A 15,966-nucleotide genomic window follows, 5' to 3' on the forward strand; every position below is an offset into this window, starting at 1 on the left:
TTGTTGTAGCACTTCCCTGCAGGAGCGAGCATGCGCGCGAAAAACCCGAGGCCGCCACGGGGTATCAAGCCCCCCCGCGTTATCGTTGAAGACCATCGCGAGCATGCTGAACTGGTCAAGTAATCATGCTCGCTCCTACAGAAAAACGGGGTGAAATCCACGAAATCCGGGACCCACATCAAAACCCCACATCCAGCACCACACTGTCCAGATAAGTCCCCGCTGGCGGTGTCGCCTGATCGGTGTAGATCTTCGCGTTGTAATTGAAGACCTGGCTCCCCGTCCCCAGTCCATTTCCGGGATTGACCTCGGCGTCCGAACTGGCCCGACGTGCAACGCCCACGCTCCCCCAGCGGGTCGTGCCGGCACTTTTGAAAATGTCATAGGCCAGGTAATTGCCGCTAGAGATCATCCGTCGTCGCCCGCCGACACCCAGCGGGTTTTGCCCATCGCTCAGTCCCACCGTGTAGGCGCTGCCTTTGGTACAAGCCAGATTGATGGTCTGCCCGGTGACCGGGGCGAAAGCACTGACCACCGGCGCGCTGCCGAAGGTGATGTTCGGGGCGGTGATGGTGCAGTCGTTGGCAACCGTCAGGTTGATCGTCAACGTGGTGGTGCCGCTATTGATGTCGCGTCCAAGGCATAAGCCGCCAACGCCGATGCCCGAGCAATAGTTCCAGTTCCAGAAAATGCTCAGCGTTTCGCTATAGATCCCGGCCGCGACGTTGCTGCCAAGGGTGGTGCCGAAATACAAGGGCACGGTTCTTGGGACCGTGCCACCGAGCAGGCCAAGTGCATCGATGATGCCGTTGCGCGCGAAGTCGTAGGCGGTGCCGCGGGTTAGCGGGTAGCTGGTGCTGTTGTTGGCGTAGATCGTGTAGCCGATGACGTCGCCGGTGGGGCCGAGCAAACCGCTCTGGGTCGATGTGACCGTGGCCCAGAAGTGATCGTTGCTGCTCAGCAAGGACAACAGCGAGCCGGTGCAACTCAAGCCGCCGTTGAGCGTGGAACCGGGTTGCGAGGTGGTGCGCACGGCAATCGAACTCAATAAGCCGAAGGCCACTGGCGTAGTGCCGACCACCGAACACAAGGCCCAGGCGGGGGCCGGCAGACAGAGCGCCAGCAGCATCAACCACTTCATCGGCACACCAGCGGCCCGATCAGCGGGATCTGGTCCTGCGCCAGGTCGGCGGCAAACTGCACGTGGCAGGTCTTGCCATCGCCCAGCGTCACCCGCAGATCGTTCTGCGCCTGCAGGTTTTCCAGGTACACCAGGCCGTCCCAACCGACCACAGTTTGCGTGCCGCTCTGCTCATGCAACACACCGCTGCCCAAGGGCAAATCCTGCTGCTGCACGTCCACCAGCACGATGCTCGCGGCGATCACCCGGCTTAGCGGAAACTCCAACAGATAGCCGCTGCCACGCCGCACCGCAATGCGCTGCTCGACGTTCGGGCTGCGCACGTTAGCCGGCAGGTTGAGCGGATCGATCTCGTATTTGCCGCGGTAGTAGGCGCTGCTCCACGGTACCAACAAATGACCGTTGCGATCGGTCTGGCCCACCTGCTGGTTTTCGTAGCGCACCGGAATATCGGCGTAGCCGTCGGTGCTGACCACTACAAACGCATCGTCGATACGGTTCGCGGCAAACACCTGGCGGTCCATCCACACCAGTGAACCGCTGGCATCGGCCCAACGGGTTTGTGCATCGCTGGTGCCATAGACCCCGGCCTGCAACTGCACCGACTGCAAACGCCAGGTCAAGTCGGCCTGCCGGTAATCGGGTCCGTCACCCTTGGCGTAACCGAGATTGAAGCCCACCCCGCCCTCGGTCGGCACGGCACGGCTGTAGTTGACCCGCTGCTGCGATTGGCCGGTCTTGCTGCGTTCACTGCCGATGGCCAGGCTGCCACGCAGGTCGAACGGAATCACCAGTTGCGCCTGCACCGCCCAGTTGCTGTCGCCGATTTCGCGGTTGGCCGACAGGTAAAAACTGGTGTTGCGCCACAACGGTTTGCTCCAGGTCAGGTTAAGCAGGCGGGTGCGCGAGTCGTCCGCCGCGCGCACGTCGAAATAGCCGGCGCCAAGGCTGCCCCAGGTATCGAGATTGACGCTCAGGGTTGCCTGCTCGCTGCGTTTGCTGAGGGTGGTGTACGGACTGTCGACCACGGTCAGGTCGGCATATTGATCACGCCGTTGCAGGCGCTGCCAGGAAAAGCTGTAACGCTGGCTGCTGTATTGATAACCGAGGCTCAGTTGCTGGCCGGTTTGCCCGTCGAAACGGCTTTGGCTGACGGCGCTGTTGAGCACGCCGAAATTGCCCAGCCGCACATTGCCGCCAACGCCGCCGAGCGCCAGCGTGTCCGAGGCTTCAGCGTGGCTTTCCAGGGTGAAGTTGTCACTCAGGCCGTAACGCAAACTGCCGGACGTGACGCCGGGGCCATAACTGAAATCCTGAAGGCCGTAGTCCTGGCGCAAGGTCCCGGCCGCCACGGAAAAGTCCGACAGGCCTTTTTGCAACAAACTGCTGGTGACGTAGAACGGCACCGTGGTCGAGACCTGACGTCCCAGGGCGTCGGTGGTGACCACCACGGCTTCGCCGGCACCGTTGATGAACGGGATGTTGGTCAGTGTGTAAGGGCCAGGTTGCAGATCGGCACTGCTGGACTTGTAGCCGTTGATGAACAGGTCCACCGACGACGGCACCGCGGCTTCCCCGGCGAACTGCGGTAAGGGGTAGGTCACCAGGTCCGGGCGCACGCCGAAGTCGCGCGACAGTTGCACGCCGCCCAGGCGCACCGAATTGCTCCAGGGCAAGGCACCGCTGACCAGATCGCCCGCCTCGTAGGTCAGCATCCGATCATCGTCGGAATAGCGCCAGGTGGTGTCATAGCGTAGGTATCCATTGTTCAGCGTGTTGATCGCGTCCCCGGACAAAGTGCGGCGATATTGCCCGGTATTCGACAGCGTGCCCCAACTGTCGAACAACCGCACTTCGTTCCACGCGGCCAGGTAAGTGCCGGCATCATCGGTGTCGTTGAGGTACAGGTCATAGTTGAGGAGGGCGCCGAAGCTGCTCAGGGCCGGGGTACGCGGATAGACTTGGCTACGGCCGACAAACTGCTCCGGCAGCCAGTCGGGCGGCACATCCAGCAACAGGCGTTGGGCTTTGCTGTCGTACTCGCTGTGCAGGCCGGGCAGGGTGTCGAGGCCGACTTCAGCGCCGATGTCTTGCGGCAGTTTCATGCCGGTTTCATGCAGCGCACTGGCGGGCACAAAAAATCGCCCGTTGCGCTGCTCCACCGCCACGATCCGTCCGGTGTTCATCTGGTTGACCACCAGTTCCAGAAACAATTGTGCATCGGCAACAGCCTCCATGCCGCTGGGCGGAGGCGGCAGGTCTGCGGCCTCCGCGTGATGAATGACAACCAGGCAACACGCACAACCCATGGCCCTCAACGGACGCCGCAAACTGCGAGCCCACCCCTGGCTCATTACCGCTTTCTGTCCGTCAATGGACCTGGTCTCCTTTTACTCCCCTCGCCACGAAAAACTGACCAGCACTACGACCTCAGCGTGCCGGCGCAATACTCTGCACCTGCGGCGCACCATTGACCCGCACCTGCAACGCCGGGTCGCCAGCCATCGGGCCGGGTGCGGGCCAGCGCATGATCGCCCCGGGCAACACATACCCCAGCAATCCGTCCACCAACGGCCGGGTCTGGCTGCCTTGCTTGAGAGCCACATCGGTCAGGCGCGCATGAACCGCGCCCTGGTTGCGCACCTCGACATAAGGACGGCCGTCCACGGCCACCGTGCGCCAGCTCAAGTCCGGCAGGCCGACGCCTTTCGGATCGCGCTGGCGGGTGGTGTCTTCCTTGCTCCACAGACCCGCGCCATAGGCGAACAACGGCACCGAGTAGCGCATCTGAAAGCGAATCGCCGCCGCCGTCTTGCCGTCGTCCGCCGCGGGCGGTTTCGCCGAGGGAATTTCATCGATGATGATGCGGTACGCCAGTTCCTGACCCGGCGGGATTTCCCGCGTGCGGGTCAGGCGCACCAGTTGTTTCTGGCCCGGTTCGATCTTCGCCACCGGAGGGCTGCCGATCACGTCACGCTGGTTCTGGTATTGATCGCTGAAGCCGCTCTGGCTCCAGGAAAACACGCGTATCTGCAGATTGGCGGTCTCGCTGCCGCGATTTTCCAGCCACAAGGCACTGGCCTGTTGATCGGCCTCCAGCACCGGATCGATCGGCCAGATCAGCACCGAACTGGCTGCCTGCACCTTGGTTGCCCCCAACCACAGCAGTGCCAACAGCATATGACTGACGACCAACCGCCGTCGCGAAGGTGAATACATGTGCCTGCTCCTTTTTGCCCCTGCGGCTTGATCCGTTGGCCCCGTCACCACGACAACTGCACTTGCAGCACGTCGCCGTACGTCCCCCCGGGTTGATTGCCCGGTAACTGCACCTGGCCGTAAATCGGCAGGCTGATGTTGTTCGCATCGCTATACGACACCGCCACGCTTTGCCCGATCCCCAGGGTCTGGCTGTAGGCCGCATCGCGAAACAGTTGATACGCCACCCGGTTGCTGCCGCTGGTCAACTGCATGTGGCGGCCACCGCTGTTGTACTGTCCGCCATCTACGCTCATGTTCAACGTCACGCCCGGCGTGCATTGCAACTGCACGCCCCCGGTCAGTGCGACTTGCACCGTGTCCGTGGCGAGCGCCGAGCGGTTGCCGAAATTCAGGCTGCCGTAAGTGGAGACGCCGCCGACGATCAGGCAGCCGGCCGTCACCGTGGCGCTGACCTGGAAGCTCTGGCTGGTCGCCGCCGTAAGCGGCAGCGGCAAAACACCTGCACCCAGTAGGAGCAACCATGCACAGCCATACCGGCGCATGGCGCTAGAACGTCAGTTCGACAGAAATCGTGTCGGTGTAGGTGCCCGCCGGCAAACCGGCCTTGCCCACCGCTTGGCCGTAGATGTTCACGGTCTGCGCCACGCCGGTGCTGGCGGCGAGGTTGATTACCCCGTCAATCGCCAGGATCTGCGAGTGCCCGGCATCGGTGTACAGGTCGTACGGCACATAGTTGGCCACTCCGTCGTACAACGCCCGGGTCCCGCCCTCGGATTGGCCATCGTGGGCCCCGGCGCGCACCTTGACCGTTGGCGTGGTCCCAGCCGAGCACAGAATCGACAGCGCTCCGCCGCCTCCACCCAGCACTTGCCCGGTGGCGGTGGTGAACAGGCTGTTGGCGGTGCCGAAGTTCAGGGCACCGAAGTTCAGATTGGTGGAACCGCCACCCCCGTTGACCTGGCAACTGCTGATCAGGACCAGGCTGGAGGTGATCTGGCCGGTGACGGTGGTGGCAGCCTGGGCGCCGGACGCCAGCGTCAGGCCAAGCAATGACAAACCTATCCTTGATGCAAGCGTGCGCATGGTGTCCGTCCTCTACGGGGTTACCAGTCGAGCGTTACCGTCAGGGTGTCGGTGTAGATACCGGCGGGTAACGCGCGGGTGTTCGCCACCACCGAGCCAAATACCGGAATCGGTATCTGCGCCCCGCTGGTGACAGCGAAATTGTGTTGTTGGCCGATGCTGTAGCTGCGGTTGCCGGAGGCATCGAGGAACAATTGGTAAGCGATGGTCCGGCGGCCGTTGCTCAAGCGCCGGGTGGTGCCGTCGCCATGGGTGCCGCCATCGATGGTGACGGTGAAGCCCGTGACGGAAGGGTTGCAGGCCACGTTCAATTTGCCGCTGGCCTGGTTACCGATACGCGCCTTGATCGGGTTGTTCCAGGTCGGGCCTTGCTGACCGAAATCAAGGGTGCCGAAGTCGCTGACCGGGCTGTCGGGATTGCCGCCGTTAGTCACTTCGCAGCCGGCGATAAGGGTCAGCCGCGCCTGGATCTGCCCGCTGGCGGCCGCTTGTGCGACACCGGACAACAGTAACAACGCGCCCGGCGAAAATCTTCCAGAACCTGGTCATGCCACCGATCCCAATTCCTTCAGGATTAAACATACGGTCGTTCGCTCACGAACGCCTCCTTCCCTGCACAACCCGGACTTCGCCTGGGTTGTTGATTGCTCATGCGATTACCAGGTGAGCGTCACCTTCACCAGGTCTGAATAGCGACTGACCCTGGGTATCTGTGCCAAGGGTTCGATGCGGGCGTACAACGGCAAATCCACCGAGCCGGTATCCGGCACGCGACCGCTCACCGGCACATCCACCGCCAGCGGAATTCGCCGTGCCGGGTCTTGATAGAGTCGATAAGGAATGGGCTTGCTGTGTTCGGCGCTACCAGCCATGTAACGAACGTCGCCGACGCCACCGTGCAGGCCGCCATCGACGCGTAGTTGATAAGGGGTATCGGGATTGCATTCGAGCCTTGGCAGGCGCTCGTTCATCAGGGCCGCCCCGAGCGGCCCCGCAGGATCGTCCAGGCGTGCGCTGCTGCCGAAGTCCAGCACGCCCAATTGCTCGACACCCGCGGTGCGTTGTTGCCCGACCAGTTGGCAGCCACGTTGCACATCGACCCGCACCTGCACCTGGAGTTCTGCGGCCGACAGGGTTGCACTGAGCCCTACGTTCAAGACTGCCAATTTCACTCGTCCATCCACGGCCCCACTCCTTGTGAGGGATGTCTTGTAGGACTGAGGTTAGCAATGCACGGGGAAATCGCCAGTGATCGGGGCAAATTGGATCCATAAAGCGCTGTTTTCTACACGCCCCAATACTTCAGTGCCCACAATGCGCCCATCCCGACCGCCAGCGTCAGCAAGGTACTTTTTGTTCGCCAGGCAACCAGGGCTGCAAGTAGCGCCGCGGGAATTTGCGGATTGCTCCAGTCAAACGCCGCGTGTCGATCCGGTAGCACCACCGCCGGCACAACCAGCGCCGCCAACACGCTCGCCGGTACGTACAGCAAGGCGCGGCGCAGCAGCGGTGGAATGCGCAAGCTGCCATAAAACTCGATAAACGAAAGACGAATAGCGAAGGTGCCGGCGCCGATCAACAGGAACAGGCCCCACTGGGAAAGCTCGCTCATGTAGCCTCCTGTTCGGCGTCATTGTTATGTTCGCTGCCGTGGTCTTTTCGCAGGTGCTCGACGGTCAGCCCGACCAGGACCCCGCCAAGGGAGGCCGTCAGCATGCCCAGGTTGTAGGGTAAATCGACTGCCAGCACCGCCAGCGCACCTCCCGCCACGGCGGCACAGAGCGTTGCAGCATTGCGGATGCTGGGGATCAGCAGCGCCAGGAATGACAGCGGAATCGCAAAGCCCAATGACCACGCTTCGGGGATGCGCGCGCCCAGGATGACGCCCGTCAGCACCGCAAGATTCCAGCCAAGCCACATCGTGAGCGCCGCCCCGGTGTAGTAGTGAAAAGCGTATCGTCCCAGGTCGCCACAGGCCGATCGCAGGCTGAACAACGCAAACACCTGGTCGGCGAGCAGATAGGACATGGGCCAGGTCTTGCTTCGGGGCAAGTGGTGCAGGTGGGGCGCCAACGATGCGCTGTACATCAGGAAGCGAAGATTGATCACCAGTGCGGTGACCACCATGGTCACTGGCAGGGCGCCATTTTGCATTAACTGCAGCACGGCAATCTGCGCCGACCCGGAGTAGAAAAGCAGCGTCATGCCCATGGAACTGGTGAGTGACATCCCCATCCCGGCAGCGCTGACGCCAGCGATCAGGCCGAAGGGAATGACCCCGGTAGTAAACGGGGACGCGGTGTGAGCACCGTGCAGGAAGGCATGTGTCCCACTTCGATAGTTCATTTGAATTCCTTGAAAGTGGGGCCGAGTGCAATTCACTGCTTGTAGCCAATCTGCCGCAACAGGTTCTTGCGCCACAGGATGTCGGCGTCGCCTTCAATGTCGTTGGCGCAGAAGCCATCCACTACGCCCAGGATTGCTCGCCCTTGATCCGTCTCGGCGAGAATCACTTCAGTCGGATTGGCTGTCGCACAAAAAATGCGGCATACCTCTGGCACCGTTTTTACGCTGTTCAATACGTTCAGCGGATAAAAACCGTCACCCAGGAAGATGATGAAACTATGGCCTGCGCCGATGGCCTTGGCATTTTTCTGTGCAAGTTCAATCATGGCGGTATCGGTGCCGGACCATCGCACCAGGCATTCGCCCGAGGCCTCGCAAAAGGCCACGCCAAAACGGATACCCGGCACGGCATTGACCAATGCTTCGTGGATATCCTCGACCGACTTGATGAAGTGCGTCTGACCCAGGATGAAGTTCGTATCTTCCGGCTTTTCGATTTTCAACGTGATGAGTTGCATCTCAAACGCCTCCTTTCACGAAGTTGCTGGCAGAGCTTTTCAGCGATGGGTTCGTAGCCTGGGGTTTTGCGAGGGCGGTGATTTATGCCACGCGTAGCCCTTCGCGCTGAGTTGAAAGGCGTAATCGAACAACCGCTTCATGTACTCGCCATCGAATTTTTGAGTGCGCGCTACGTTAAAGTCAGAGCCGATGTACGCCAGGTTGAAATGCGCTCCATCCTGCTGCGCCATGCGGTAGATTCGCTCCAGGTCGCTGATCCCCTGGGTTTGAATCAATGCACTGATGGCTCGGCCGCCGATGCTCAATGTACGGCGCTTGGTCCCGGACCATTGCGGCTCCAGCGTCCCGTTGCGAATGACATAGAAATGACGTTCGAGACGCAAGGGTACGCCAGCGGCCCTGTTGAGCCCCACGAGCGTGCCAGGTGGGTAAAGAAACACTTGAGTGATGACCCCGCCGTCCACGTGCATTTCATGAAACTGCTTGCCATCGACCTCCACATCGATCATCACGGGTGAGACAGCACCCGGAATGCTCATCGACGCGATCATGATGTTACGAAACAGGTCGAGCGCTCCCGGTGCCTGGCTTGCAGCAATGGCGCCCATGTTCCAGGTGACGGGTCGGCCTGCATCAAGGTCAGTGGTGCCGATCAGCAGGATCCTGCCCTTGGCGTATTGTGCGGCGATCGCCGCCACAATCTGCTCGGTGACGTATTTTGTAATGAGCCGCGACAAAGGCTTGCTGTCCGCTATGCCGTCGCTGGCAAGACGGGTCAGCACGTTTCGCGAATGAAAAATGTCTTTTGGACCGATTTCATTGCAGACGTGCCGGATCACGCTGTCGTATTCCGGCCCCAGGTAAGCGAACGGGGCGACCAGGGCACCCGCACTAATGCCCGTGACGACCTTGAAGATTGGCCGTGTGCCATGGGTGGTCCATCCAGCAATCAGTCCCGCTGCAAATGCGCCTGCATCGCCGCCACCAGAAACGGCCAGCATGCTGGCCGGCGGCAGGATATCGCTCGGCTTACCGGCCTTGGCGAGCACCTCGCTCTCACGTTTGTTGGATTGAATCGCATCCTGGATGAACGGCGTCAGGTCATGGTCCAGCCTGTAGCGAGCATCGGGAATGCCCGGGATGACCGCTTTTTCCGTCAAGGTGGGCGGAACAGCGTCACGGCGGGGCAGGCACGCTTGAAGAAATACGTCCAGGGTCGAGGTGCCGGGTTTGAGCGGGAATGGTTTCAAAACGCCTCCTCCAGTCCCCAAAGTCGACAGCAAACGAGTTCATCGTCCCCTTGGCCATGGCGCCCGATATGACTGGCACGCCCACTGGGCGAGACACGTCATTCGAACGCCAGGTAGCTCATTCTGCGCTCCTTTAAATGATAAGAAAACTCATTGGGCGCGCACCCTTCAGCGTTTGATCAGGGAAATCTTCGTGCCTTCGATACTGATGCCGGCCATCAGACCCTGTTGGTCGAAGATGAACGCGTACGCGTCGTCTTTCAGCGTCGAGCTGGACAGGTTCTTGGCAACCCCTTCATCCACCACGACCACGGTTGGCCCTACGCCGATTTCCCAGCCTTTGGTTTCAGTGATGTATTTCACCGCTTTGTCGGTCATCAGGAAAACCACATAGCCATATGACTGGGCGCCTGCCTGCAGTCCCCAGGAGCCGCTGACGGAGTTGTAGTAATCCACGACCTTCGAGCCCTTCATCAACACGCCTTCGCCGTAGCTGCCGCCGAATACCAGGCCGGCCTTGATGATTTTCGGAAAGACCAGAACGGCCTTGGCTTTGTGCGAGATGGTTTCGGAAAAGGGATTGGTCTTGTAGAGCGTCTGCAACGCTTGCTGGGAGTCGGTATTGAGATCCTCGGCGGTGGCGGCACCTGCAGTGTTCAGGAAACTGGCCGATGCCAATGCTGCAACCGCGAGCACGGTTGTCAGGAATAACCGTATTGATTGAGTCATATGCGTACTCCGATCAGGGAGCATTGGATGGCAGCAGCAGTCAGCGCCTGTGTCGAAAGGACTGAACTCACTGAAGGTTATCCGGCGCGCCCAGGAATGTGTGAATTGTAAGCGCCGCGGCTGAAGGAAGCAGGCTTGAGGCCACATCAGTTGCGATGCCATCAATTGTTGTGACCACTGAGTGATGGCGGCGTTCAGCGTCAGCATTTTGCTGGGGGGGTCGCTCCTACAGTGCTCGCCGCCGTGAGCCGTGCGATCGCGCCTGCACATGAAACGCGTCTCGGACCTCCAGACGTGCACGATACCCTTCCGTTCTCAGGGTATGCGTGCCTTGGCTATGCCGATTTCGTCACCTCCTGCATCAAAAGGCATCAAGCCTCGTTGCTTCGAGCGGATCACCCTGACAGGTCTTTCCCAGGAGATGACCATGATTCGACTGACCCTGATCGAAGCCCGTGAACTGGCCGAATCGATCCTGTTGCACAACGGTTTTAATCTGGCCCATGCGCAAGCGGTGGCGGCGACGGTAATGGCCGGTGAGCGTGATGGCTGCGCCTCTCACGGGTTGTACCGGATTCTTGGATGTGTCAATTCCCTGCGAGCGGGCAAGGTGTCGGCCGATGCCGAGCCGAGGGTCATCGACCAGGCGCCGTCGATTGTGCGGGTGGATGCCGGTGGCGGGTTTTCGCAGTTGGCGTTTCAGGCGGGGCTCCCCCTGTTGACCGAGAAAACCCGTGCCAACGGGATTGCCGCGTTGGCGATCAACCACTGTGTGCATTTTTCCGCGTTATGGGTGGAGATCGAGCAACTGACGGGGACCGGCCTGGTCGCGCTGGCGTGTAACCCTAGTCATGCCTGGGTGGCGCCGGCCGGGGGGCACTTGCCACTGTTCGGCACTAATCCCATTGCCTTTGGCTGGCCGCGCGGCGGGCAAGAGCCTTTTGTATTCGACTTTGCCACCAGCGCCATCGCTCGCGGCGATATCGAACTGCATCGACGAGCCGGCAAGGCGATCCCCGAAGGGTGGGGAGTGGATGGGCAAGGCCATCCGAGCAACGATGCGAGCGTGGTGCTCGACAGTGGCGCGATGCTGACGTTCGGCGGGCACAAGGGATCGGCACTTGCGGCGATGGTGGAGTTGATCGCCGGGCCGTTGATTGGTGACCTGACAAGCGCTGAATCACTGGCTTACGACGCGGGCAGCAAGTCATCGCCTTATCATGGCGAACTGATCATCGCTCTGGATCCCCGGCGCTTTTTGGGCGATGCAACCCAGGAGCACCTGGCCAGGGCAGAAGCGTTGTTTCAGGGAATTGAAGGGCAGGGCGCGCGCTTGCCCTCGCAACGACGCTATGAGTCGCGGGCGCGCAGCCTGGTGGAGGGGGTGCAGGTTCCCGAGGCGTTGTACAGGGATTTGAAGGCACTGCTGGATTGAAAAGCAAACGGGCGCCCATGGCGCCCGTTCGGTTTACAGCGACTGGCGCTGGAGGATGCCATCGACCAGGCGATTGAGGCCCAGTGGGTTGGCGTTCTGAAGCGCTTCGGGCAGCAAGGTGTCGGGGCAGTTCTGGTAGCACACCGGGCGCAGGAATCGCTCGATGGCCAGGGTGCCGACTGAGGTGCCACGAGCATCGGAAGTGGCCGGGTAGGGGCCGCCATGTACCATCGCATCGCAGACTTCGACGCCGGTAGGGTAGCCATTGAAGAGCACACGACCGACTTTCTGCTCCAGCAGCGGCAAGACGCCTGTGCAGATTTGCAGGTCGATGGTTTCTGCTATCAACGTGGCGGTCAGTTGACCGTGCAAGCTTTGCAACACTTGCTGCAGTTCCCCCGCATTGGCGACTTCAACCAGCACGGTCGTCGGGCCGAATACCTCTTCCTGCAGCAGCGCATCACTCTTGAGCAGCAGGCTGGCGTCGGCCTTGAACAGTTGTGGTCGGGCCTGGTTGCCCAGCTGTTCTTGACCGGCCAGGTGGGTCACCCCTGGATGACTGAGCAGTGCCCGCAGAGCTTTTTTATAGCTGGCAAGGGTTCCGGCGTTGAGCATGGTCTGGGGCGGTTGCTCGCTCATCAGACCACTGAGCAGCGCTGTGAAAGCGTCGAATCGCGGTGACGAGATGCCGATGACCAGGCCGGGATTGGTACAGAACTGACCGCAGCCCTGGACCACCGATGCCACCAGCTCACTGGCGATTTTTTCGCCACGAACTTGCAAGGCTTGAGGCAACACCACGACCGGGTTGATGCTGCTCATTTCAGCGAACACCGGAATCGGTTGTGATCTTGCAGCGGCCATATCGCACAGGGCACGGCCGCCCTTGAGTGAGCCGGTGAAACCAACAGCCTGGATCGCCGGATGCTTGACCAGGATTTCGCCCACGCCGGAGCCGTAGATCATGTTGAACACGCCCTTGGGCATGTCCGTCTGCTCGGCGGCGCGAATGATCGCATCAGCCACCCGTTCGGCAGTTGCCATATGTCCACTGTGGGCCTTGAACACCACCGGGCAACCGGCGGCCAGGGCGGCAGCGGTATCGCCACCGGCGGTGGAGAACGCCAGGGGGAAATTGCTCGCGCCGAAAACGGCGACCGGGCCGACACCGATTCGATACTGACGTAGGTCTACCCGTGGCAGTGGTTGGCGTTCGGGCAAGGCGCGGTCGATGCGCGCTCCGTAGAAATCACCACGACGCAGGACTTGGGCGAACAGGCGCATCTGGCCGCTGGTGCGAGCACGCTCACCCTGTATGCGAGCGGTTGGCAGTGCCGTCTCGCGAGTGACCAGGGCGACAAACTCATCGTCAAGCGCGTCCAGTTGCGTGGCGATGGCCTCGAGAAATTCCGCACGGCGGCTGGCCGGCAGGTTGCGAAAGGCCGGGTAGGCGGCTGCGGCGGCCTGGGCGGCGGCGTGCACTTCTTCTGCGGTGGCTTGCATGAACGAGAAGGGCAGGGCTTCGCCAGTACTTGCGTCATGGCTTCGCAGCGCGATGCTGCCGGCGGCGCTGCGTGTACCGCCGATGTAGTTGTGACCGAGGATCTCAGGCATCTAAAAGGCTCCTGTCAAAAAAGGGGTAATTCAACTCCTCTGTAGGAGCGAGCATGCTCGCGAGGCACTCAAGGGCACCGCGTGAATCCAGAATGCACGCGTCATCGTTGACGTCCATCGCGAGCATGCTCGCTCCTACAGGGTTTACGCCAGTGAGTCGGCGCGACGTGGGGTCGTCGCAGGCGAGGCCAGCGCCGCAATCCGCGCAGCAGACTCGGCATCTACCGTGTGCAACGATTTGCCACGGGTTTCCCGGGTCAGCCCGACGGCCACGATGGAGATCAGCGAAGCGCCGACCAGATAGAGCGCGATCGGTGTCGAGCTGTGGTACTTGTTGAGCAGGGTGATCGCGATCAGTGGCGCCAGCGAGCCCGCGAAGATCGGCGCCACCTGGTAGCACAGCGAGAGTGCGGTGTAGCGCACGTGGGTCGGAAACATCTCGGCCATCAGCGCCGAGTAGGGCGCGTAGGTCATCGATTCGATGGCCAGGCCCAGGGTGATGGCCGCCATGATCAGCCAATTGTTGCCGGTGTCCATCATCGGGAAGCCGACGAATCCCCAAAACGCGGTGAGTACTGCACCCACCAGGTAAACCGGTTTGCGCCCGACCAGATCCGACAGATAACCCATCAACGGAATCAGGAAGAAGTGCAGCAAGTGAGCGCCGAACATCAGCAACAGAATCTCTGACGTGTCCTTGTGCACCACCAGTTTCAGATAAGTGATCGAGAAGGTCACGACGGTGTAGTAGAGGATGTTCTCGGCAAACCGCGCGCCGATACCGACCAGCACCGAACGCCAGTGGTGGCGCAGCACTTCGACCACGCCCAGTTGCTGATGCCTGGTCTGCGCCTGACGAGCCTGGGCCTCCTTGAAAATCGGTGCGTCATCGACACTGGTGCGAATCCAGTAGCCGATCAGTACCACCACGGCCGAGAACCAGAATGCTACGCGCCAGCCCCAGGCGAGGAATTGCTCCTCGGACAGGTTCGACGACAACAGCAGCAGGGCAACCGTCGCCACCAGGTTGCCGGCTGGAACACCGGCTTGTGGCCAACTGGCCCAGAAGCCTCGACGGTTGTCCGGGCAGTGCTCGGACACCAGCAAGATCGCACCGCCCCATTCGCCGCCAAAGGCGAAGCCCTGGATCAACCGCAACAGCACCAGCAACACCGGCGCGGCATAGCCGATCTGGTTGAAGCCGGGCAGGCAGCCCATCAGGAAGGTGGTGATGCCAACCACCACCAGGCTTAATTGCAGCAGGCGTTTGCGGCCGTACTTGTCACCGTAGTGACCGAACACCAGCCCGCCCAGCGGACGGGCGAGAAAGCCCACGGCATACAGGGCGAAGGCAGCGATGATGCCATCGATGGGGCTGTCGGTCTGGCGGAAGAACAACTGGCCGAAGACCAGTGCCGAAGCGGTGCCATAAAGGAAGAATTCATACCATTCGGCAACGGTGCCGGCCATGGCGGCGGCCACGACACGTTTGAGTCCCGAGGGTGTGGTTGCGCTAGACGGGTGTTGAGCGTTGGACATGCTGGCGTTTCCTGTAGATGCGCAAAAACAGGCAGCCGGGACGGGTCCGCGAAGACCCACCCGGCAATCACTCAGAGACCGACGTCCGGCAAGTGCGGACGGTTGGCCAGGGCCTTGGCCATGATCTGCTCGACAAAGACGCGATCGGCTTCCGGCAGGGCCAGGCGTGGCGGACGGGTCAGGGCGCTGCCGCGACCGGCGATGGCTTCGCACAGCTTGATGCACTGCACCAGGTCGGCACGGGCGTCGAGGTGCAGGATCGGCATCAGCCATTCGTAGATCGGCATGGCTTCGGCATAGCGTCCGGCCTTGGCCAGGCGGAAGATGGTTTCGCCCTCTTTGGGGAATACGTTGGACATGCCCGACACCCAGCCTTCAGCGCCCACGGCGAGGCTTTCCAGCACCACGTCGTCGAGGCCGGCGAACAACACGAAACGGTCTCCCACTTCATTGCGAATGTCGATGAAGCGGCGAGTGTCGCCCGAGGAATCCTTGAAGCACACCACGTTGTCGCAGTCGGCGAGGGCTATGAGGATGTCCGGGGTCACGTCGTTTTTGTAGATTGGCGGGTTGTTGTAGACCATCAGCGGCACGTCGGCGTTTTTCGCCACGTAACGGTAATGCTCGGCGGTTTCGAACGGCTTGGAACCGTAGACCAGCGCCGGCATTAGCATCACGCCATCGACGCCGACCCTGCGTACCGCGTTAGCGACCTTGGCCGCTTCCACGCTGGTGAACTCGGCTACGCCGCAAATCACCGGTACACGGCCGCCCGAGGCCGCGACCGCGACTTCAGTCACGGCAATTTTTTCGGCGGCACTCAGCGAGGTGTTTTCGCCTACCGAGCCGCAAACCACCAGTCCTGATACGCCGTCGCGGATCACGTTGGAAATGACTTCATGGGTTTTTTCCAGGTTGATGGAGAAGTCATCGTTGAATTGAGTGGTCACCGCTGGGAACACGCCACTCCAGTTAACACGCTTGCTCATTGTTGCCTCCAGATTGTTTATTGTATTTCGTATACGATATTGAAAGTGAAAGAAATCAGCCAGTGGTTTGTTTACGTTTTCGGGTGTTTTTTCGGGCCG

Annotated in this window: 16 protein-coding genes; 1 reads left to right on the forward strand and 15 read right to left on the reverse strand. The window is 61.1% G+C overall.

Annotated elements, in window-relative coordinates:
- Positions 1-178: 178 nt before the first annotated feature.
- The 12 genes from AC1Q8Q_RS17780 to AC1Q8Q_RS17835 form a co-directional block, all read right to left on the reverse strand.
- The gene (locus AC1Q8Q_RS17780; protein ID WP_492615295.1) at positions 179-1,141 is read right to left on the reverse strand and encodes a Csu type fimbrial protein; all 963 of its coding nucleotides are present in this window, start codon (positions 1,139-1,141) and stop codon (positions 179-181) included.
- Positions 1,138-3,495 carry a fimbria/pilus outer membrane usher protein gene (locus tag AC1Q8Q_RS17785; RefSeq protein ID WP_492615296.1) on the reverse strand — a complete coding sequence of 786 codons (2,358 nt, stop codon included), beginning with the start codon at positions 3,493-3,495 and terminating at the stop codon, positions 1,138-1,140. The genes AC1Q8Q_RS17780 and AC1Q8Q_RS17785 overlap by 4 nt, the downstream gene beginning before the upstream one ends.
- A gap of 76 nt (positions 3,496-3,571) precedes the next feature.
- Positions 3,572-4,360: a fimbrial biogenesis chaperone gene (locus tag AC1Q8Q_RS17790; protein WP_168757961.1), complete on the reverse strand. Its 789-nt coding sequence runs from the start codon at positions 4,358-4,360 to the stop codon at positions 3,572-3,574.
- A gap of 44 nt (positions 4,361-4,404) precedes the next feature.
- Entirely contained in the window at positions 4,405-4,905 is a 501-nt protein-coding gene (locus AC1Q8Q_RS17795) for a Csu type fimbrial protein (RefSeq protein ID WP_168757962.1), read from the reverse strand.
- 4 nt (positions 4,906-4,909) lie between these two features.
- Positions 4,910-5,446: a Csu type fimbrial protein gene (locus tag AC1Q8Q_RS17800; protein WP_168757963.1), complete on the reverse strand. Its 537-nt coding sequence runs from the start codon at positions 5,444-5,446 to the stop codon at positions 4,910-4,912.
- A 20-nt stretch (positions 5,447-5,466) separates the two neighbouring features.
- The gene (locus tag AC1Q8Q_RS17805) at positions 5,467-5,961 is read right to left on the reverse strand and encodes a Csu type fimbrial protein (RefSeq protein WP_492615297.1); all 495 of its coding nucleotides are present in this window, start codon (positions 5,959-5,961) and stop codon (positions 5,467-5,469) included.
- 141 nt (positions 5,962-6,102) lie between these two features.
- Positions 6,103-6,630 carry a Csu type fimbrial protein gene (locus AC1Q8Q_RS17810; RefSeq protein ID WP_492615298.1) on the reverse strand — a complete coding sequence of 176 codons (528 nt, stop codon included), beginning with the start codon at positions 6,628-6,630 and terminating at the stop codon, positions 6,103-6,105.
- 101 nt (positions 6,631-6,731) lie between these two features.
- The gene (locus AC1Q8Q_RS17815) at positions 6,732-7,058 is read right to left on the reverse strand and encodes an AzlD domain-containing protein (RefSeq protein WP_168757966.1); all 327 of its coding nucleotides are present in this window, start codon (positions 7,056-7,058) and stop codon (positions 6,732-6,734) included.
- Positions 7,055-7,792 (reverse strand): AzlC family ABC transporter permease, encoded by a 738-nt coding sequence (locus AC1Q8Q_RS17820; RefSeq protein ID WP_033043420.1) that lies wholly within the window; start codon positions 7,790-7,792, stop codon positions 7,055-7,057. The genes AC1Q8Q_RS17815 and AC1Q8Q_RS17820 overlap by 4 nt, the downstream gene beginning before the upstream one ends.
- Before the next feature lie 32 nt (positions 7,793-7,824).
- Positions 7,825-8,310 carry an adenosine-specific kinase gene (locus AC1Q8Q_RS17825; RefSeq protein ID WP_168757967.1) on the reverse strand — a complete coding sequence of 162 codons (486 nt, stop codon included), beginning with the start codon at positions 8,308-8,310 and terminating at the stop codon, positions 7,825-7,827.
- Positions 8,311-8,349: 39 nt separating this feature from the next.
- Positions 8,350-9,561 (reverse strand): patatin-like phospholipase family protein, encoded by a 1,212-nt coding sequence (locus AC1Q8Q_RS17830; protein WP_020797772.1) that lies wholly within the window; start codon positions 9,559-9,561, stop codon positions 8,350-8,352.
- Positions 9,562-9,729: 168 nt separating this feature from the next.
- Entirely contained in the window at positions 9,730-10,290 is a 561-nt protein-coding gene (locus tag AC1Q8Q_RS17835) for a lipid-binding SYLF domain-containing protein (protein ID WP_492615299.1), read from the reverse strand.
- Positions 10,291-10,717: 427 nt separating this feature from the next.
- Between AC1Q8Q_RS17835 and AC1Q8Q_RS17840 the strand changes: the two genes are divergently transcribed.
- Positions 10,718-11,725: an Ldh family oxidoreductase gene (locus AC1Q8Q_RS17840; protein WP_033045571.1), complete on the forward strand. Its 1,008-nt coding sequence runs from the start codon at positions 10,718-10,720 to the stop codon at positions 11,723-11,725.
- 33 nt (positions 11,726-11,758) lie between these two features.
- Here the strand turns inward: AC1Q8Q_RS17840 and AC1Q8Q_RS17845 are convergent, their stop codons facing one another.
- The 3 genes from AC1Q8Q_RS17845 to AC1Q8Q_RS17855 form a co-directional block, all read right to left on the reverse strand.
- The gene (locus AC1Q8Q_RS17845) at positions 11,759-13,339 is read right to left on the reverse strand and encodes an aldehyde dehydrogenase (NADP(+)) (protein WP_492615300.1); all 1,581 of its coding nucleotides are present in this window, start codon (positions 13,337-13,339) and stop codon (positions 11,759-11,761) included.
- A gap of 144 nt (positions 13,340-13,483) precedes the next feature.
- Positions 13,484-14,878 (reverse strand): fosfomycin efflux MFS transporter AbaF, encoded by a 1,395-nt coding sequence (gene abaF / locus AC1Q8Q_RS17850; RefSeq protein WP_033043156.1) that lies wholly within the window; start codon positions 14,876-14,878, stop codon positions 13,484-13,486.
- Between the two features lie 71 nt (positions 14,879-14,949).
- Positions 14,950-15,867 (reverse strand): dihydrodipicolinate synthase family protein, encoded by a 918-nt coding sequence (locus AC1Q8Q_RS17855; RefSeq protein ID WP_020797778.1) that lies wholly within the window; start codon positions 15,865-15,867, stop codon positions 14,950-14,952.
- Positions 15,868-15,966 lie beyond the last annotated feature (99 nt).

This window comes from Pseudomonas sp. GW823-FHT06B06, assembly GCF_058795195.1.